Here is a 17,748-nt window from a genome sequence, read left to right as displayed (position 1 = left end):
GTAACAGTTGCGTTGCACCTCGGTGCGGTCCCCCGGGGACGGACCGCGCCGATGAACGCCGTCCGGGTGTTCCCCGTACGTACCAACGACGCGGAACACGGGAGATCACGGGTAAATCGGAAGATCCTTGCGCAGGCGGAACCGTGGACCTGCCGCGCACCGTCCCCAACGGCACCGGCATAGTAGGGGCCGCACCACGGACGGAGCCGCGCTCCGGGGCGACGTTCCCCGGCCCACAGGGCAGGGCCGCCCGCCCCGAGTCCGCAGTGCGGCAACGAAGTCAGTGACGAAGTCCCAGGGGGATCCCAGATGCGACCCATGCGCCCGACCGATACCGCACACCTCGGGGGGAGCCTGCGTCGGGCCCCCCGGGTGTTCGCCGCAGCCGCCCTCGCCGCTGTCCTCACGCTCACCGCCACCGCCTGCGGGCCCGAGGAGGACGGCGCGGCCGCCGAGCCTGGCAGTGCCACCGGCCAGTCCCCCGACGGGAAGGTCGTCATCCCGGACGACCTCAAGGACCGGCTCAAGGAGCACGGGATCGATCTCGACAAGTGGCGGGACGGCGAGTGGAAGAACTGGGACAAGGACACCTGGCTGCGTGAGGCCAAGGACTACGTCAATCCGATCATCGAGGACCTCTGGGACCCCGACCGGATGCGTGATGCCGACAAGCCGCCGGAGAACCCCGTCGACCCCGACATCTCCGGCGACGAGGGCGTGACGGACCCGACCCCGGCACCGGTCGAGGCCGCCGGCGTGCAGACGCCGTACCACGGCAGCGCCCCCGAGTCCGGAAAGCTCCTGTTCGACGGCCCCGAGGGCTCGATGGTCTGCTCGGCGACCGTGGTGCAGGACCCGGCTCGTCCGGGCAAGTCCAACATGGTGTGGACCGCCGGGCATTGTGTGCACGCCGGCAAGAACGGCGGCTGGTACCGCAACATCGCCTTCGTCCCCTCCTACAACGACAGCGGCATGTCGACGGCGGAGCTGGAGAACGCGTCCAAGGAGCAGATCGCTCCCTACGGCGTGTGGTGGGGCCAGTGGGCGCAGACCTCCGACCAGTGGATCAGTCAGGGTGCCGCGACCGGTGGCCAGGGCGCACCGTACGACTTCGCCGTGCTGCAGGTCGCTCCGGAGAAGGGCTCGACGGGCAAGTCCCTGGAGGAGACCGTCGGTTCGGCGCTTCCGGTCGACTTCAGCGCCCCGGCCGTCCCTGAGATCGACAGCATGACGGCCACCGGCTATCCGGCGGCCCCGCCGTTCGACGGCCAGAAGGCGCTCCGGTGCACGGACCGGCCCGGCCGCCTGACCGTCTTCGAGCAGCAGCCCACGATGTACCGCATCGGGTGCACGATGACCGGTGGATCCTCCGGCGGCGGCTGGGTCGCGAAGGGCCAGGACGGTAAGCCGGCTCTGGTCTCCAACACCTCCATCGGCCCGGTGACGGCCGGCTGGCTGGCAGGACCCCGCCTGGGCAAGGAGGCCGAGGGCGTCTACAAGGCCGTGAGCAAGAAGTACGCGGGACAGTAGGGACCGCACGCAGGAGGCCGGGCCCCCTCGGGAAGGGGAACCCGGCCTCCTGTGCGTTCACCGCGTCAGTGCGGCACCGGAGCGAAGGCCGCGAGGTCCGATCCGAGCTCCTCGTGCACCCGCGCCTTGAGCAGTGTGCCCTCCGGCGTGTGCTCCTCGGAGATCACCTCACCCTCGGCGTGCACCCGGGAGACGAGACCGCCCTGGGTGTAGGGCACGAGCGCTTCGATCTCCACGGAAGGCCGCGGCAGCTCGGCGTCGATGAGCGCGAGGAGCTCGTCGATACCGGCACCGGTCCGCGCCGACACCGCGATCGCGTGCTTCTCGGTGCGCAGCAGGCGCTGCAGCACGAGCGGATCCGCAGCGTCCGCCTTGTTGATCACGACGACCTCGGGTACGTCGACCGCGCCGACTTCCCGGATCACCTGGCGCACGGCGGCGAGCTGCTCCTCCGGCACCGGGTGGGAGCCGTCCACCACGTGCAGGATCAGGTCGGATTCGCCGACCTCCTCCATGGTGGAGCGGAAGGCCTCGACCAGGTGGTGGGGCAGGTGCCGCACGAAGCCCACGGTGTCGGCCAGGGTGTAGATACGGCCGCTCGGCGTCTCGGCCCGGCGCACGGTCGGGTCGAGGGTCGCGAACAGGGCGTTCTCCACGAGGACGCCCGCGCCGGTCAGCCGGTTGAGCAGTGAGGACTTGCCCGCGTTGGTGTATCCGGCGATCGCCACCGAGGGCACCTTGTTGCGCTTGCGCTCCTGGCGCTTGATCTCGCGGCCGGTCTTCATCTCCGCGATCTCCCGGCGCATCTTCGCCATCTTCTCGCGGATCCGTCGACGGTCCGTCTCGATCTTGGTCTCACCGGGACCACGGGTGGCCATGCCGCCACCGCCGCTGGACCCGCCGCCGCCCATCTGACGGGACAGCGACTGCCCCCAGCCGCGCAGGCGCGGGAGCATGTACTGCATCTGTGCCAGCGACACCTGTGCCTTGCCCTCACGGGACTTGGCGTGCTGGGCGAAGATGTCGAGGATCAGGGCGGTCCTGTCGACCACCTTGACCTTGACGACGTCTTCCAGATGGATCAGCTGGCCGGGGCTGAGCTCACCGTCGCAGACGACGGTGTCGGCCCCGGATTCGAGAACGATGTCACGCAGTTCCAGCGCCTTGCCCGAGCCGATGTAGGTGGCCGGGTCCGGCTTGTCGCGCCGCTGGAAGACGGCGTCGAGCACCTGGGCGCCGGCCGTCTCGGCGAGGGCGGCGAGCTCCGCGAGGGAGATCTCCGCGTCGTGGACGGTCCCCGATGTCCAGACGCCGACGAGCACCACGCGCTCGAGGCGCAGCTGCCGGTACTCGACCTCGGTGACGTCTTCGAGCTCGGTGGAGAGGCCTGCCACACGGCGCAACGCCGCGCGCTCGGAACGGTCGAGCTGTTCGCCGTCCCGCTCCCCGTCGATCTCGTGGCTCCAGGCGACGTCCTCTTCCATCAGGGCGTCGGCCCGAAGGCTCTCATTGAAGCTCTCGGAGGTGGCTTCCGTGGCGCTCCGCGCGTCCTGCGCGTCCTGGGGAAGGGAGGAAGAGGAGGTCATTGGATCCTTACGTCGATAGAAGTCTGATTCGTCAGTCACAACGCGTGACACAGCCGGAAGATTCCCACGGGGCGATTCACCGGCCGGCCGCTGCACCGACGCGTCGATGGTGGCACGTCCCCGCCCGGCCCGTCACTCGGGTTTCCGTGCCGGCGCGGGGCTCTTCCCTTCTGCGGCGTCGCGCGGCGTCCCGCTGCGCCAGTCCGGGTGTCCCGGCATCGGCGGGGTCTTCCTGCCGTACAGCCACCCTTCGAAGAATGCCGTCAGGTCCCGGCCGGCGATCCTCGCGGCCAGGGACGTGAACTGCCGGGTGGTCGCCGATCCGTCCCGGTGGGCCCGCACCCAGGTCCGCTCCAGGCGGTCGAACGCGGCCTCGCCGATCTCCTCGCGCAGGGCGTACAGGAGGAGTGCGCTCCCGTCGTACACGACGGGGCGGAACAGGCTGATCTTGTGGTCGGGCGTGGGGACGTCGGGGCGGGCGGGCGGCCCGCCCGCGGCACGCCAGGCGTCGGAGCGGGCGTAGGCCTCACGCATGCGCCGCTCCATCGGCTTCTGCGCGTGCTCCTCGGCGTAGCGGGCCTCGTACCAGGTCGCGTGTCCCTCGCTGAGCCACAGATCGGACCAGGATCGCGGGGAGACGCTGTTGCCGAACCACTGGTGGGCGAGCTCGTGCACCATGATCGAGTCGACGTACCACTCGGGATACCCGGTCCCGGTGAACAGGGAGCGCTCGAAGAGGGAGAGGGTCTGGGTCTCCAGCTCGAAGCCCGTCTCGGTGTCCGCGACCAGGAGTCCGTACGTCTCGAACGGATACGGGCCGACCTGTTCCTCCATCCACGCCAGCTGCGCCGGGGTCTTCTTCAGCCAGGGCCCGAGCTTCTCGCGGTCGGCCGCGGGTACGACGTCCCGGACCGGCAGTCCGCCGGGTCCGGTGCGGTGCAGGACGGCGGAGCGTCCGATGGACACCTGGGCGAGTTCCGTCGCCATCGGGTGCTCGGTGCGGTAGGTCCAGGTGGTCGCGCCCGCGTGGTCCCGTTTTCCCGCGGGAAGGCCGCCCGCCACGACCGTGAGGTTCTTCGGCGCGGTCACCCGGAAGGTGAAGTACGCCTTGTCGGCGGGGTGGTCGTTGCCGGGGAAGACCCGGTGTGCGGCGTCGGCCTGGTTGGCCATCGCGAGGCCGTCGGCGGTCCGGACCCAGCCCCCGTCGGCCTGGTCCCCGGAGGGGTCGCTCGTGTGCCGGACGGTGACCCGTACAGGGGTGCCAGCCGGGATGCGGGACGGCGCGTCGACGACCAGGTCCTCGCCCGCGGTGGCGAACTCGGAGTTCCGCCCGTCGACTTCGACGGAGCGGACGGCACCCCGGGCGAAGTCGAGATTGATGCGTTCCAGGGGTTCGGTGGTCCGCGCGTCGATCGTCGTGACGGCTTCGAGGGGCTTGTTGTTGCTGCCCTCGTAGGTGAGCGAGATGTCGTACGAGAGGACGTCGTAGCCGGGATTGCCGAGGTGCGGGAACAGGCGGTCGCCGATGCCCAGCGGCTCGGGTGCGGGCAGAGCGGCGGCGACGAGGGTGACCGACGCGGTGGCCAGCAGAGCGGCACGCAGTCGGCGGGAGGTGAGCGGCATGGACTACGGCTACCAGCGCGCGCTCTCCACACGGGGGTGGCGCGCGCCGCACCACCCGAACGGGGCCGCCGGGAAGCGGAAGGGAGTGGGTCGGAACAGGGGTCAGCCCGTGGCGGCGGGCTGCTGGGCGCGGCTCACGTCGTAGACGCCGGGTACGTCGCGCATGGCCCGCATGAGGCCCGGCAGGCCTGCCGCGTCCGGCAGTTGCAGTGTGTAGGTGTGCCGTACGCGCTGCTCACTGGGCGGTTCGACGGTCGCCGACACGATGGCCGCCTCCGCGGTGGCGATGGCCTCAGTGAGATCGGCGAGGAGCCGGGGGCGTCCGAAGGACTCCGCGACGAGCGTGACCCGGTAGTCGGTGGTGCCGCTCCTACCGTCCGGATCGTTCCAGCGGGCCTCGACAGCCGTCCGGCCGACGGCCCGCATGCGGGCCACCGCCGGGCACTCGTCGCGGTGCACGGTGACGGCCCCGCCGCGCACCGTGAATCCGGTGATGCGGTCGGGCGGGACGGGGGTGCAGCAGCCCGCGAGACGTACAGGCGCGCCGGGTGTTCCGACGGCCACGGAGGGAGCCCGGCCGGCCGCCGCGGACCGGCTGCCCGGAGCGTCGTCGGCGGGCTGGGCCGGCGGCCTCGGAGCGTCCGGCCGGCTCTTGTGGGTCCCTTGCGCACCCTCGGGATGGGCTTGGAGCCACGCGGTGATCGCGATCCGGGCGGTGGGGGTGCGCGCGTGGTCGAGCCACTCCGGGGAGGGGCCGGACGAGGCGTCCTGGGCCAGCAGCAACTGCACGGTGTCGCCGTCGTTCAGCGCGGTGCCGAGCGTGGCCAGCCGGCCGTTGACGTGGGCTCCGATGCAACCGTGCGCCTCTTCGCCGTACTGCGCGTACGCGGCGTCGACGCAGCTGGCGCCGGCGGGCAGCCCGAGCGTCCCGCCGTCGGTGCGGAAGACCGTGATCTCCCGGTCCTGTGCGAGGTCCGCGCGGAGCGTGGCCCAGAACGTGTCGGAGTCGGTCGCTGCTTCCTGCCAGTCCAGGAGGCGGGAGAGCCAGCCGGGCCTGGTCGGGTCGGCGCGTTCGCCGTCGGCGGGCTCGGCCTGGTGCGCGGCGGTCGTGCCGTCCTGGGCGTAGGGATTGCCGAGTGCCACGACACCCGCCTCGGCGACCGTGTGCATACGGTGCGTGCGGATGAGGACCTCGGCGACCGCGCCGTCGGGGCCGACGACCGCCGTGTGCAGCGACTGGTAGAGGTTGAACTTGGGAGCCGCGATGAAGTCCTTGAACTCGGAGATCACCGGGGTGAAACAGGTGTGCAGTTCGCCCAGAACCGCGTAGCAGTCGGCGTCCTCGCCGACGAGCACCAGCAGCCGTCCGAAGTCGGTGCCCCGCATATCGCCGCGTTTGGCCCTCACCCGGTGCACCGAGACGAAGTGACGCGGCCTGATGAGCACTTCGGCGCTGATACCGGCTTCCCGCAGGGTCGACCTGACGCCGTCGGCGATCTCCGTGAGCGGGCCCTGCGCATCGCCCCAGGCGGAGATCAGGGCCCGGGTGCGTTCGTACTCCTCCGGGTGCAGGATCGCGAAGACGAGGTCCTCGAGCTCCGTCTTGAGCGCCTGGACACCGAGGCGTTCGGCGAGCGGGATGAGCACGTCGCGGGTGACCTTGGCGATCCTGGCCTGCTTCTCGGGGCGCATGACACCGAGGGTCCGCATGTTGTGCAGCCGGTCGGCCAGCTTGATCGACATGACGCGGACGTCGTTCCCGGTGGCGACGAGCATCTTACGGAAGGTCTCGGGCTCGGCGGCGGCTCCGTAGTCGACCTTCTCGAGCTTGGTGACGCCGTCGACCAGATAGCAGACCTCGTCGCCGAACTCCTCCCGCACCTGATCGAGCGTCACCTCGGTGTCCTCGACCGTGTCGTGGAGCAGGGAGGCCGTCAGGGTCGTCGTCCCCGCGCCGAGCTCGGCGAGGATCAGGGTGACCGCGAGGGGATGGGTGATGTAGGGCTCACCGCTCTTGCGCATCTGGCCGCGGTGGGAGGACTCGGCGAGGATGTAAGCCCTGCTCAGAATGGTCAGATCGGCGTCCGGATGGTGCGCGCGGTGCGCCTCCGCCACGTGCCCGATGGCGTCGGGAAGCCGGTCACGGGAGACCGGCCCGAGCAGGGCGACACGGCTCAGCCTGCGCAGATCGATCCGCGCGCGACCGCGCTTGCGAAGGGGAGCACCTGGATTGGCGGCCTCTGCGCTCATGGGGCACCTCCGGCGACGTCGACCGGCGGGGAAGGGGTGCGGATACACCCCCGGGCCGGTGCTTGATGCTATCGGCCCCACCACGTGGCGCAGTCCCGCTCTCGCCCAGCGTGAAACGGATCACCCATTCGAGCGAAGCTCTAACCGATCATCGTTTCGATCCACACGGGGTCGATCACACCCTCGGCGACGATGACCGCGGGACCCGTCATGTCGACCCCGCCGTCGGGGTGTTCGGTGATCACCAGGGTGCCCCCGGGGAGGTCCACCGTGTATGTGACCGGCGCCCCGGTCAGCGCCGGGTCCACACCGTCCCTGCGTGCTGTGGCGACGGCCACGGCACAGGCGCCCGTCCCGCAGGAGCGTGTCTCGCCGGAGCCGCGCTCGTGGACGCGCACAGCGACGTGCCTCGGGCCCCGGTCCGCGACGAACTCGATGTTGACCCCGTCCGGGTAGACGGACTGCGGGCTGAACGGCGGTACGGAGAACAGGTCTCCGGCGTGGTCCAGGTCCTCGACGAACGCGACGGCGTGCGGATTGCCCATGTTCACGTTCCGGGCGTCCCAGCTGCGGCCGTCCAGGGTGACCGTGACTCCGGCACCGGGGAGCTCCGCCCGCCCCATGGAGACCGTGATGTCGCCGTCCTCGGCGATGTGCACCCGCTTGACCCCGCCCCGGGTCGCGACGGCCAGATCTCCTACGGTGACGAACCCGGCGCGCTGCAGATGGCGCGCGAAGACACGCACCCCGTTGCCGCACATCTCGGCGACCGATCCGTCGGCGTTGCGGTAGTCCATGAACCACTCGGCCTCGCCCGCCATGCCTTCGGCGTCGGGGTGCGCCGAGGACCGTACGACGTGCAGCAGTCCGTCGCCGCCGATGCCCGCCCGGCGGTCGCAGAGCCGGGCGACGGCGGAGACCGGCAGGTCGAGGGCGTTGTCCGGATCCGGAACGATCACGAAGTCGTTCTCGGTGCCGTGGCCCTTGAGGAAGGTGATCTGCGAAGTGCTCACGGATCAACTGTACGAGGCCGTGCCACCGGTCCGCCGGGCCGGGGCCCGGCGTGCGCCCCGCGCGTGTCAGCGGAGGCGGGCCACGCGCCAGACGGCCAGGGCCACCAGTACGGCGCATGCGGCCACGTAGAGCGCGACCACGCGCCAGTCGGGGCGTTCGCCCGGGCCGCTGGTCGTCAGACCGGGCCAGGTGTGGCCCACGCGGCGTGCGGCCATCATGCCCCAGCCCGCGGCGCAGCAGCTGATGAGAAGTCCCAGCATCGCCACCACGGCACCACCGCCCCCGAACTCGAAGGCGAGCGGGAAGGCGAACATCAGGGAGCCGACCGCCGCCAGCACCACGATCGGCGCGAGCTGCCAGATCCGCAGGCGACGGGCGGGGCGGAGCTCGACCTCGACCTCGGCGTTCACCTCGAGCTCGTCCGGCCCGTCAGGGCTCAGACGTCCTGCCTCATGCCGCGTCTCCGGTGTGTCCCGGTCTGTGTCGCGAGGGCCGGCCTCCATCGCCACGCGCCCTCCCAACTCGGACTCCACTGGTCGATCGTCGCTCGATGATGGCACGGCACCGGCCGCCGAAATGACGGGCGGAGCTTCCCGATGCCATCACGTGATCAGGCTGTGACCGCCCGTTCGACCAACGCCAGCGCCCGGTGCGGGAGTTCCCCGCGCCGTTCCTCCGCACCGCTCAGCCACCGGACGCGCGGGTCGCGCCGGAACCAGGAGTCCTGGCGACGCGCGAAGCGTTTGGTGGCGCGTACCGTCTCGATGCGCGCCTCGTCCTCGGTGCACTCCCCCGCCAGGGCCGCCAGCACCTGCTGGTAGCCGAGGGCACGCGAGGCGGTGCGTCCCTCCCGCAGCCCGCGGGCCTCGAGGTCGCGCACCTCGTCGACGAGCCCGGCCTCCCACATCCGGTCCACGCGGGACCGGATCCGTTCGTCGAGTTCCGGGCGCTCGACGTCGACCCCGATCTGAAGGGCGTCGTAGACCGCTTCGTCACCCGGGAGGTTGGCCGTGAAGGGCTTGCCCGTGATCTCGATGACCTCCAGGGCGCGGACGATACGGCGCCCGTTGCTCGCCAGGATGGCGCGGGCGGCCTCCGGGTCCGCCGCGGCGAGCCGGGCGTGCAGGGCACCGGAGCCGCGCTCCGCCAGCTCCTGTTCGAGGCGTGCGCGTACGTCCGGGTCCGTCCCCGGGAATTCGAGGGCGTCGATCGCGCCCTTCACATAGAGGCCCGAACCGCCCACGAGGACGGGAGTGCGTCCTTCGGCAAGCAACCGGTCGATCTCGGTCCGGGCGAGCCGTTGGTACTCGGCGACGCTGGCGGCCTCGGTGACGTCCCAGATGTCCAGCAGGTGGTGGGGCACGCCGGCACGCTCGGGAAGAGTCAGCTTCGCGGTGCCGATGTCCATGCCCCGGTAGAGCTGCATGGAGTCGGCGTTGACCACCTCGCCACCGAGCTGCTGGGCGAGGAAGACTCCCAGATCGGACTTTCCGGCAGCGGTGGGACCGACGACGGTGATGACGCGGGGGGTGGGAGCTGGTCTTCTCACGGGGACAGTCTCCCAAACTTCCGGACACGTCCCGAACGGCGGAGAGTGAGCGGCCTCCCCGCCCGTTCGGCAGGGACTTCCGCTTCGTCCCGGCGGGTGCCTCCCCTCGCGGCTCCGTGCGGAACGAGTACGGCGAGTGACGCGCGATTGCTCACAGACGAGTAAAATGTGACCACAGTCCCCCCAGCACGGAAGGTGACCCATGGGTTTCCTGGACAACCTGAAGGCCAAGCTGGCCCCGGCCAAGGAGAAGGTCGGCGACCTCGCGCAGCAGCACGGGGGCAAGATCGACCAGGGTCTCGACAAGGCCGCCCGCACGGTCGACCAGAGGACCAAGGGCAAGTACAGCGACAAGATCGTGTCAGGCACGCAGAAGGCCAAGGACGCGGTCGACCGCCTGGGCCACAAGAACGAGGGCGGCACGCCGCCTACGCCGCCCGCGTCCTGACCCGGGTCCCGGCGGCACCGAGGGCCGTGGAGCGCAGTCGCTCCGCGGCCCTCGGTCATGTCCGGTCGAGGGACCGGACGCGGATCACGACCAGGCTGCGACGGCGTAGCCGACACCGTACGGGGCGTCCTCGTACAGCAACCGCCCCTCGAGACCGGCTCCCCGGGCCGCGCCCGCGAGCACCTGCCAGGGCGCCCGGCCCGCCGCCTTCAGTTCGTACGCGAGCGAGGGGTCCAGGGCGCTCAGCGCCGCCAGGTCCGCACTGCCCAGCGCACGGACGGCGGCAGCGTCGAAGTCCGCCGCCCGCTCGTCCAGATAGCCGGGCGCCTTGACCGTGCGGCAGGCGCTGCCGTCGCCCATGACCAGCAGGGCCACCCGCTCAGCCCTGACCGCCAGGTCGGCTCCGGCCCGCAGGCAGCCGCCCGTGGCGAGCCGCTTCTCCACACCGATCCCGTCGACCGGGGCGCCGCCCCACCGGGCCCGCTCGAGCAGCCAGGCGCCGACGGCGAGCGACGCCGGGAGCGGACGTCGCGGTGCGGGGGATCCGGCGGGCGCCTCACCCAGCCGCACGGTCAGACCGACGCCGAACCCGGCGAAGGAGCCGGCCGAGCCGGCGGGGAACGGACCTTGCTCGTCCTGTCCCGCGGGCCCGGCCACGATCAGCAGATCCGGTTTCGCGGCGGCGAGCACGCCCACCGCGTCGAGGCACGCGTTCCTCGCGGCGTCGAGCTCGGGCCCGGCTCCCGCGGCCACCTCGGGGACCAGCAGCGGCGGGCAGGGGCAGACGGCGGCGGCGACAAGCATGCCGGTCAGCGTACTCAGTCGCAGCCGCATCCCGGAGTGGCGGCCACGGGCAGCGGGGCGGGGGCGCCGATGCCCGGCAGGCCGAGCATCACTCCGGCGGGCCCGTCGGCAGGAGCCGCGTTGCGCTTCTCCCAGGCGTCCCCGGACCGCGTGCGCCGGACGCCCAGGGGCGCGCCCTCGGCGAGCAGGTGGTGAGGGGCGGCGTAGCTGATCTCGACGGTCACGACGTCGCCGGGGCGTACGTCCTGCGCCGGCTTGGTGAAGTGGACCAGGCGGTTGTCGGGAGCGCGGCCGGAGAGCCGCTGCGTGGCGCCGTCCTTGCGGCCCTCGCCCTCCGCGACCATGACGTCCAGGGTGCGGCCGACCTGCTTCTTGTTCTCGTCCCAGGAGATCTGCTCCTGGAGGGCGGACAGGCGCATGTAGCGCTCCTGGACGACCTCCTTGGGGATCTGCCCCTCCATCTCGGCGGCGGGTGTCCCGGGGCGCTTGGAGTACTGGAAGGTGAAGGCGTTCGCGAAGCGGGCCTCGCGCACGGCGTGCATGGTCTGCTCGAAGTCCTCCTCGGTCTCCCCGGGGAAGCCGACGATGATGTCGGTGGAGATCGCGGCGTCCGGCATGGCCGCGCGCACCTTCTCGATGATCCCGAGGAAGCGCTCCTGCCGGTACGAACGGCGCATGGCCTTGAGGACGGTGTCCGAACCGGACTGCATCGGCATGTGCAGCTGGGGCATCACGTTCGGCGTCTCGGCCATCGCCGCGATCACGTCGTCGGTGAAGTCGCGCGGGTGGGGTGAGGTGAAGCGGACGCGCTCCAGGCCCTCGATCGTGCCGCACGCCCTGAGCAGCTTGGAGAAGGCCTCCCGGTCGCCGATGTCGGAACCGTAGGCGTTGACGTTCTGGCCGAGCAGCGTGATCTCGCTGACGCCTTCGGCCACGAGGGCCTCGATCTCGGCCAGGATGTCGCCGGTGCGGCGGTCCTTCTCCTTGCCCCGCAGTGCCGGGACGATGCAGAAGGTGCAGGTGTTGTTGCAGCCCACGGAGATCGACACCCACGCGGCGTACGCGGACTCACGGCGGGTGGGCAGCGTCGAGGGGAACGCCTCCAGGGACTCGGCGATCTCGACCTGCGCCTCCTCCTGGACCCGGGCACGCTCCAGGAGCACCGGCAGCTTGCCGATGTTGTGCGTGCCGAAGACGACGTCCACCCAGGGGGCCCGGCGCACGATGGTGTCGCGGTCCTTCTGCGCGAGGCAGCCGCCGACGGCGATCTGCATCCCGGGGCGCTTCGTCTTCATGGGGGCCAGACGGCCGAGGTTGCCGTACAGCTTGTTGTCGGCGTTCTCACGCACCGCGCAGGTGTTGAAGACCACGACGTCCGCGTCACCGTCGGAGCCCTGCGGGGCGCGCACGTATCCGGCGTCCTCCAGCAGTCCCGACAAGCGTTCGGAGTCGTGGACGTTCATCTGGCACCCGTAGGTGCGTACCTCGTAGCTCTTCTGGACGTCCACTGCTTCGCTCCGGTTGCCGCTGGTCATGGGACAAGGGTAGGCGGTGGCGGCTCCGCTCCCGCCGCCGGAGCCCGTGCCCCGGATCAGGCCTGGCCAGGACGGGGCACAGCCTGGCAGGATCGCGCCATGCTGCACGCACTGTCCCGGTTCGACCGGCGCCGCACCCTTCAGGGGGGCGCCGCCTTCGTCGTCGTGCTCGGACTGCTGCTGTGGTGGGTGCTCCCGCTCGGGAAGGAGGAGCCGAGCGGTTCGCTCACGTTCTCCACCGGGGTACGGAGCGGGGTCTACCAGCGTTACGGGCAGCGGCTCGAGGGCGCGCTGGCCAAGGACATGCCCAAGGTCTCGATACAGCTGCGGACCAGCGAGGGCTCCCAGCAGAACATCGAACGGGTGGCGGCCGGGAAGGCCGACTTCACCATCGCCACCGCGGACGCCGTGTCGACCTACCTGCGGAGCGGGAAACCGGGCAGCGAGCGGCTGCGCGGCTGCGTACGGCTGTACGACGACTACGTCCAGCTGGTCGTGCCCCGGGACTCCGGGGTCCGCAAGGTCGCCGATCTGCGCGGCAAGCGGGTCGGTGTGGGGCAGAAGGGGTCGGGAGTGCTTCTCGTCGCGGACCGGCTGATGAAGGCGGCGGGCCTCGACCCGACCGCGGACATCACACCCGTCCACGCCGGGATCGACACGATGCCGGCGCGGCTGACGGACGGCCGGCTGGACGCCTTCTTCTGGTCCGGGGGGCTGCCGACCGGAGCGGTGCAGGATCTCTCGGAGAAGTTCGCGATCCGGCTGGTACCGCTGGAGGAGACACTGGTCACCGCGCTCCAGGCGGCCGGCGGGTCCACGCGCTACTACCGCTCGGCCGTGATGCCGGCCGACGCCTATGCGCACGCGCAGCAGGGGCAGGCCGTCCCCACGGTCGCGGTCTCCAACCTGCTGATCACCACGGACCGTACGGATCCGCTGATGACCGAGGCGTTCACCCGGACCGTGATCGACAGCCGGGACCGGATAGGCCGCGAGGTTCACTCGGCGCAGCTGGTGGATCTGCGGACGGCGATCTACACCGATCCGCTGCCGCTGCACGAGGGTGCCAGCCGCTACTACCGCTCGGCCAAACCCTGACGCCTCGGCGCGGGCTCACGCGTGCGGAGGGTTACGGGGCACCGTGACCGTCACCCGCAGTCCGTGCGGCTCGTGCGTGTCGTAGCGGATCGTTCCGCCGCCCGCCGCGAGCAGGGCACGCGAGATGGAGAGTCCGAGGCCGGACCCCTTGATGTTCTGGTGCCGGCCGCTGCGCCAGAAGCGGTCGCCGACGCGTTCGAGCTCCTGCTCGGTCAGGCCGGGCCCCCGGTCCGCGACGACGACCGTGGCACCGTCGCCGTCGGATCCCACCGTGACCAGGACCTCCTCGCCCCGCGGGGTGAATTTCAGCGCGTTGTCGATGACCGCGTCCAGTGCGCTGGACAGGGCGATCGGGTCCGCCCAGCCGGTCACCGCGGGCGCCCCGTCCAGCGTCAGCCGTACGCCCTTGTCCTCGGCCAGCGGGCGCCATGAAGCGACCCGTTCGCCGGTGAGTGCGGCGACGTCCGTGAGCTGGAGATCCGCTTCCGTGTGCTCGGCCAGCGCCAGGTCCAGCAGGTCGTCGAGGACCTGGGCGAGGCGCTTGCCCTCCGTGCGGACCGAGGCGATCTCCTCGTTGCCTTCGGGGAGTTCGAGTGCGAGGAGCTCGATCCTGAGCAGCAGCGCGGCGAGCGGGTTGCGCAGCTGGTGCGAGGCGTCGGCGACGAAGGCGCGCTGCTGCTCCAGCACGTCCTCGACGTTGTCGGCCATCTCGTTGAACGAACGGGCGAGGCGCCGGAGCTCCGGCGGCCCGCCGGACGCGGCGACCCGGGATCTCATCCTGCCGCTCGCGATGTCGTGTGTGGCCGCGTCCAGGACCCGTACGGGAAGCAGCACCCACCCGGTGAGGCGGAACGCGGCACCGAGCGCCACCAGCATGGCCACGGCCTCGCCGAGGGCGATGAGCAGCCAGCCCCGCAGCGTCCGCGACCGCATGTCGCCGGTGGGCGAGTCGGTCACGACGACGGCGACCACGTCGCCGTCACGTACGACCGGGGAGGCGACGGCGATCCGCTTGCTCTGCCAGGGCCAGACCTGCGGCGGGTCGTGGGAGCGCCGTCCGAGGAGAGCTTCGGCGAAGGCCTCCCTGCCCTCCCCCTCGGCGGGCAGGGACCAGGAGGCGGGGGCCTTGGCGAGCGCCGTGTCGTCCCGGTAGAAGACCCCGGCCCGTATCCCGTACACGGAGTCGTAGGCCTCGAGCTCGGTCTGCAGGATCCGCTGCCGCTCCTCGGTGCCCCCGAGGGGTTCGTCGACGAACTGCGCGAGCGCGCCGAAGCGCGCGGTGTCGTCGATCCGGTCGATGACGACGCGCTGCTGCTCGGCGGCGGCCACCCGGACCGCGAGCGGGAAGCCGAGGGCGAGCAGCACCGCGGCCATCAGGACGATGAGCAGGGGGAGCAGGCGGGTGCGCACGGAAAACGGACGTCCTCAGGCCGACGGTGGGACGAGCCGGTAGCCGACGCCTCGTACGGTCTCGACCAGTGCGGGCAGTCGCAGCTTGGAGCGCAGCGACGCGACGTGCACCTCCAGGGTGCGTCCCGTCCCCTCCCAGCTCGTACGCCAGACCTCGCTGATGATCTGCTCCCGGCGGAAGACCACGCCGGGACGCTGGGCGAGCAGCGCGAGCAGGTCGAACTCCTTGCGGGTGAGCTGGACCTCGCGACCGTCGACGCTGACCCGGCGGGTGGGCAGCTCGATGTGGACCGGGCCGATCCGCAGGCCGGCGAGCGGGGTCGCCCCGGTGTCCTCACCGGCCGTCCTGCGCCGGGCGACGGCGTGGATCCTGGCAAGCAGCTCACCGGGGTCGTACGGCTTCACTACGTAGTCGTCGGCCCCGAGGTTGAGGCCGTGGATCCGTGAGCGGACGTCGGACCGCGCGGTCACCATGATCACCGGGATCGCCGAACGCTTTCGGATCTTCCCGCACACCTCGTAGCCGTCCTGATCGGGCAGCCCGAGATCGAGGAGTACGACCCCGAAGGGCTCCTTCTCGGCCGGCAGCAGCGCCTGCAGGGCCTCCTCGCCACTACGCGCGTGCACGACCTGGAAGCCGTGGCGCGAGAGCACGGCGGTCAGAGCGGCAGCGACATGGTCGTCGTCCTCCACGAGCAGCAGTCTCATGGCCCCCCTCTCCGCCTCATCCGTTCATCATCTCTCTCGCGACGTCCTCGCGAGGTCACTGCGACGACCTGGAACCGTGCGTGACGGTCCTCCGGTGTTCCGCCCGGCGAAGCTTCCCGCACAGCGGCGATTCACGTCGTCCCCGTACCAGGGCATCCACGCCGATGACGGGTACCCCAGTCAAGTCCCTGCCCGTTCCCACCAGGTTTCCGTTATGCACCCGACACGCCTCCGAGCACCCCGTGGCGTCCCGTTCACGAGGAGTGGCCTGTTGAGGCCGGATCGTTATGCTCAATTTCCGCTCAGATGTAATGACGCTGGTAGCACTGCGTCACTAGGGTCCTTGCCTAACCGAGGAGGACGGAGCAATAAGCCGATGAGCGGAGTTTCAGTGACCAAGGCCGCCGAGGATGCCGCACCTGCGGGAGACGACCTTGTCGTACTGAGCAACGTCAACAAGCACTTCGGCGCGCTGCATGTGCTCCAGGACATCGACCTGACCATCGCCAGCGGCGAGGTCGTCGTAGTCATCGGACCCTCAGGGTCCGGGAAGTCCACGCTGTGCCGCACGATCAACCGCTTGGAGACGATCGACTCGGGCGCGATCTCGATCGACGGCAAGCCCCTGCCCCAGGAGGGCAAGGAGCTCGCAAGGCTGCGTGCCGATGTCGGCATGGTCTTCCAGTCGTTCAATCTCTTCGCGCACAAGACGGTGCTCGAGAACGTGATGCTGGGCCAGGTCAAGGTCCGCGGAACGGACAAGAAGACCGCTGAGGAGAAGGCCCGGAACCTGCTCGACCGCGTGGGGGTCGGCGTGCAGGCGGACAAGTATCCGGCGCAGCTCTCCGGCGGTCAGCAGCAGCGCGTCGCCATCGCACGGGCGCTGGCGATGGACCCCAAGGTCATGCTCTTCGACGAGCCCACGTCGGCGCTCGACCCAGAGATGATCAACGAAGTGCTCGAGGTCATGCAGCAGTTGGCCCGGGAGGGGATGACCATGGTCGTCGTCACCCACGAGATGGGCTTCGCCCGTTCCGCCGCCAACCGTGTGGTCTTCATGGCGGACGGAAAGATCGTCGAAGAGGCGACTCCCGACCAGTTCTTCAGTAATCCGCGCAGCGACCGGGCCAAGGACTTCCTGTCGAAGATCCTTCACCACTGAACCGACGACCCACGACACGAGGATTGTTCACATGAAGCTCCGCAAGTCGGCCGCCGTTGCGGCCATCGCCGTGCTCGCCCTGACCGCGACCGCCTGCGGCGGCAAGGAGGGGTCCGCCGGTGACAAGCCGTCGGGCGTCAAGCCCGGTTCGTCCGAGGCGCCGAAGCTCCCGACGTACACCGTCGCGACCGGTGTCGACCTGGACTCGCCGGTCTTCAAGAAGGCGAAGCAGCGCGGCAAGCTGGTCATCGGCGCGAAGGCCGACCAGCCCTACCTCGGCTTCGAGGACCAGTCGACGAAGGAGCGCTCCGGCTTCGACATCGAGATCGCCAAGATGATCGCGGCCGACCTCGGCTTCTCCGCGAAGCAGATCGAGTGGAAGACCGTCGACTCCGGCATCCGCGAGACGGCCATCTCCAAGGGCCAGGTCGACTACTTCGTCGGTACGTACACGATCAACGACGAGCGCAAGAAGCAGGTCGGCTTCGCTGGGCCGTACTACAAGGCCGGCGCGGACCTCCTCGTGCGCAAGGACGAGACCTCCATCACCGGCAAGGAGTCGGTGAAGGACAAGAAGGTCTGCTCGATCGTGGGCTCCACCCCGCTCCAGGAGATCAAGAAGCCTGAGTACGGCGCGCAGGTCGTCGAACTGGCCAAGTACTCGGACTGCGTGCAGCAGCTCCTGACCAAGCAGGTCGACGCCGTCACCACCGACGACTCGATCCTCAAGGGCTACGCCGCAGCCAACTCGGGCAAGCTCAAGGTCGTCGGCAAGCCGTTCACCGACGAGCCCTACGGCGTCGGCCTGAACAAGGACGACAAGGCTCTCCGCGAGGCGATCAACAAGTCGCTGGAGACCCACGTCCAGGACGGCACGTACAAGAAGATCTACGAGGCGACCCTGGGCCTGTCCGGCTCGGACTACACCGAGCCGCCGGCCATCGAGAGCTACTGACGCAGCTCTGTCGCTGACGTCGTGTCACTGACGTCCTGTCACTGACGCCAACCGCGTGAGCGAGACGTCCCGTACG

15 protein-coding genes are annotated in these 17,748 nt (G+C 70.4%); 5 read left to right on the top strand and 10 right to left on the bottom strand.

Annotated elements, in window-relative coordinates:
- The first annotated feature begins 318 nt into the window (after positions 1 to 318).
- Positions 319 to 1,530 carry a trypsin-like serine peptidase gene (locus JOC24_RS29925; protein ID WP_205023554.1) on the top strand — a complete coding sequence of 404 codons (1,212 nt, stop codon included), beginning with the start codon at positions 319 to 321 and terminating at the stop codon, positions 1,528 to 1,530.
- Positions 1,531 to 1,595: 65 nt separating this feature from the next.
- Here the strand turns inward: JOC24_RS29925 and hflX are convergent, their stop codons facing one another.
- The 6 genes from hflX to miaA form a co-directional block, all read right to left on the bottom strand.
- Positions 1,596 to 3,116 (bottom strand): GTPase HflX, encoded by a 1,521-nt coding sequence (hflX, locus tag JOC24_RS29920; RefSeq protein WP_205023553.1) that lies wholly within the window; start codon positions 3,114 to 3,116, stop codon positions 1,596 to 1,598.
- Positions 3,117 to 3,248: 132 nt separating this feature from the next.
- Positions 3,249 to 4,739 (bottom strand): M1 family metallopeptidase, encoded by a 1,491-nt coding sequence (locus JOC24_RS29915; RefSeq protein WP_205023552.1) that lies wholly within the window; start codon positions 4,737 to 4,739, stop codon positions 3,249 to 3,251.
- 102 nt (positions 4,740 to 4,841) lie between these two features.
- The gene (locus tag JOC24_RS29910) at positions 4,842 to 6,989 is read right to left on the bottom strand and encodes a RelA/SpoT family protein (RefSeq protein WP_205023551.1); all 2,148 of its coding nucleotides are present in this window, start codon (positions 6,987 to 6,989) and stop codon (positions 4,842 to 4,844) included.
- Between the two features lie 140 nt (positions 6,990 to 7,129).
- On the bottom strand, positions 7,130 to 8,002 hold the full coding sequence (gene dapF, locus JOC24_RS29905; RefSeq protein ID WP_205023550.1) for a diaminopimelate epimerase: 873 nt from the start codon (positions 8,000 to 8,002) through the stop codon (positions 7,130 to 7,132).
- A gap of 66 nt (positions 8,003 to 8,068) precedes the next feature.
- Entirely contained in the window at positions 8,069 to 8,506 is a 438-nt protein-coding gene (locus JOC24_RS29900) for a hypothetical protein (RefSeq protein ID WP_205023609.1), read from the bottom strand.
- A 107-nt stretch (positions 8,507 to 8,613) separates the two neighbouring features.
- A complete protein-coding gene (gene miaA, locus JOC24_RS29895) occupies positions 8,614 to 9,552 on the bottom strand; it encodes a tRNA (adenosine(37)-N6)-dimethylallyltransferase MiaA (RefSeq protein ID WP_205023549.1) in 939 nt (312 codons plus the stop codon).
- Positions 9,553 to 9,754: 202 nt separating this feature from the next.
- Here miaA and JOC24_RS29890 point away from each other — a divergent pair, with 202 nt between their 5' ends.
- Positions 9,755 to 10,000, top strand: coding sequence for an antitoxin (locus JOC24_RS29890; protein WP_205023548.1), 246 nt, complete (start codon positions 9,755 to 9,757; stop codon positions 9,998 to 10,000).
- A gap of 84 nt (positions 10,001 to 10,084) precedes the next feature.
- Here JOC24_RS29890 and JOC24_RS29885 read toward each other — a convergent pair whose 3' ends face one another.
- Together JOC24_RS29885 and miaB are read right to left on the bottom strand one after the other, a co-directional pair.
- Positions 10,085 to 10,804 (bottom strand): class III extradiol dioxygenase subunit B-like domain-containing protein, encoded by a 720-nt coding sequence (locus JOC24_RS29885; protein WP_205023547.1) that lies wholly within the window; start codon positions 10,802 to 10,804, stop codon positions 10,085 to 10,087.
- 14 nt (positions 10,805 to 10,818) lie between these two features.
- Entirely contained in the window at positions 10,819 to 12,339 is a 1,521-nt protein-coding gene (gene miaB / locus JOC24_RS29880; protein WP_205023546.1) for a tRNA (N6-isopentenyl adenosine(37)-C2)-methylthiotransferase MiaB, read from the bottom strand.
- 99 nt (positions 12,340 to 12,438) lie between these two features.
- On the opposite strand from miaB, the gene JOC24_RS29875 reads away from it, so the two are divergent.
- Complete coding sequence (locus tag JOC24_RS29875) at positions 12,439 to 13,437, top strand: TAXI family TRAP transporter solute-binding subunit (protein ID WP_205023545.1); 999 nt, start codon at positions 12,439 to 12,441, stop codon at positions 13,435 to 13,437.
- Between the two features lie 15 nt (positions 13,438 to 13,452).
- Here JOC24_RS29875 and JOC24_RS29870 read toward each other — a convergent pair whose 3' ends face one another.
- Both JOC24_RS29870 and JOC24_RS29865 read right to left on the bottom strand, forming a co-directional pair.
- The gene (locus JOC24_RS29870) at positions 13,453 to 14,847 is read right to left on the bottom strand and encodes a sensor histidine kinase (RefSeq protein ID WP_205023544.1); all 1,395 of its coding nucleotides are present in this window, start codon (positions 14,845 to 14,847) and stop codon (positions 13,453 to 13,455) included.
- Between the two features lie 15 nt (positions 14,848 to 14,862).
- Positions 14,863 to 15,555, bottom strand: a complete 693-nt coding sequence (locus tag JOC24_RS29865; RefSeq protein ID WP_205023543.1) for a response regulator transcription factor — start codon at positions 15,553 to 15,555, stop codon at positions 14,863 to 14,865.
- A 376-nt stretch (positions 15,556 to 15,931) separates the two neighbouring features.
- Between JOC24_RS29865 and JOC24_RS29860 the strand changes: the two genes are divergently transcribed.
- Together JOC24_RS29860 and JOC24_RS29855 are read left to right on the top strand one after the other, a co-directional pair.
- Complete coding sequence (locus JOC24_RS29860) at positions 15,932 to 16,717, top strand: amino acid ABC transporter ATP-binding protein (protein ID WP_205023542.1); 786 nt, start codon at positions 15,932 to 15,934, stop codon at positions 16,715 to 16,717.
- A 31-nt stretch (positions 16,718 to 16,748) separates the two neighbouring features.
- Entirely contained in the window at positions 16,749 to 17,672 is a 924-nt protein-coding gene (locus JOC24_RS29855; RefSeq protein WP_205023541.1) for a glutamate ABC transporter substrate-binding protein, read from the top strand.
- Positions 17,673 to 17,748: the final 76 nt, after the last annotated feature.

The organism is Streptomyces sp. HB132, from assembly GCF_016909575.1.
In the GTDB taxonomy this organism is placed as follows: Bacteria; Actinomycetota; Actinomycetes; order Streptomycetales; family Streptomycetaceae; genus Streptomyces.
This window is presented reverse-complemented; position numbering and strand designations above follow the sequence as displayed.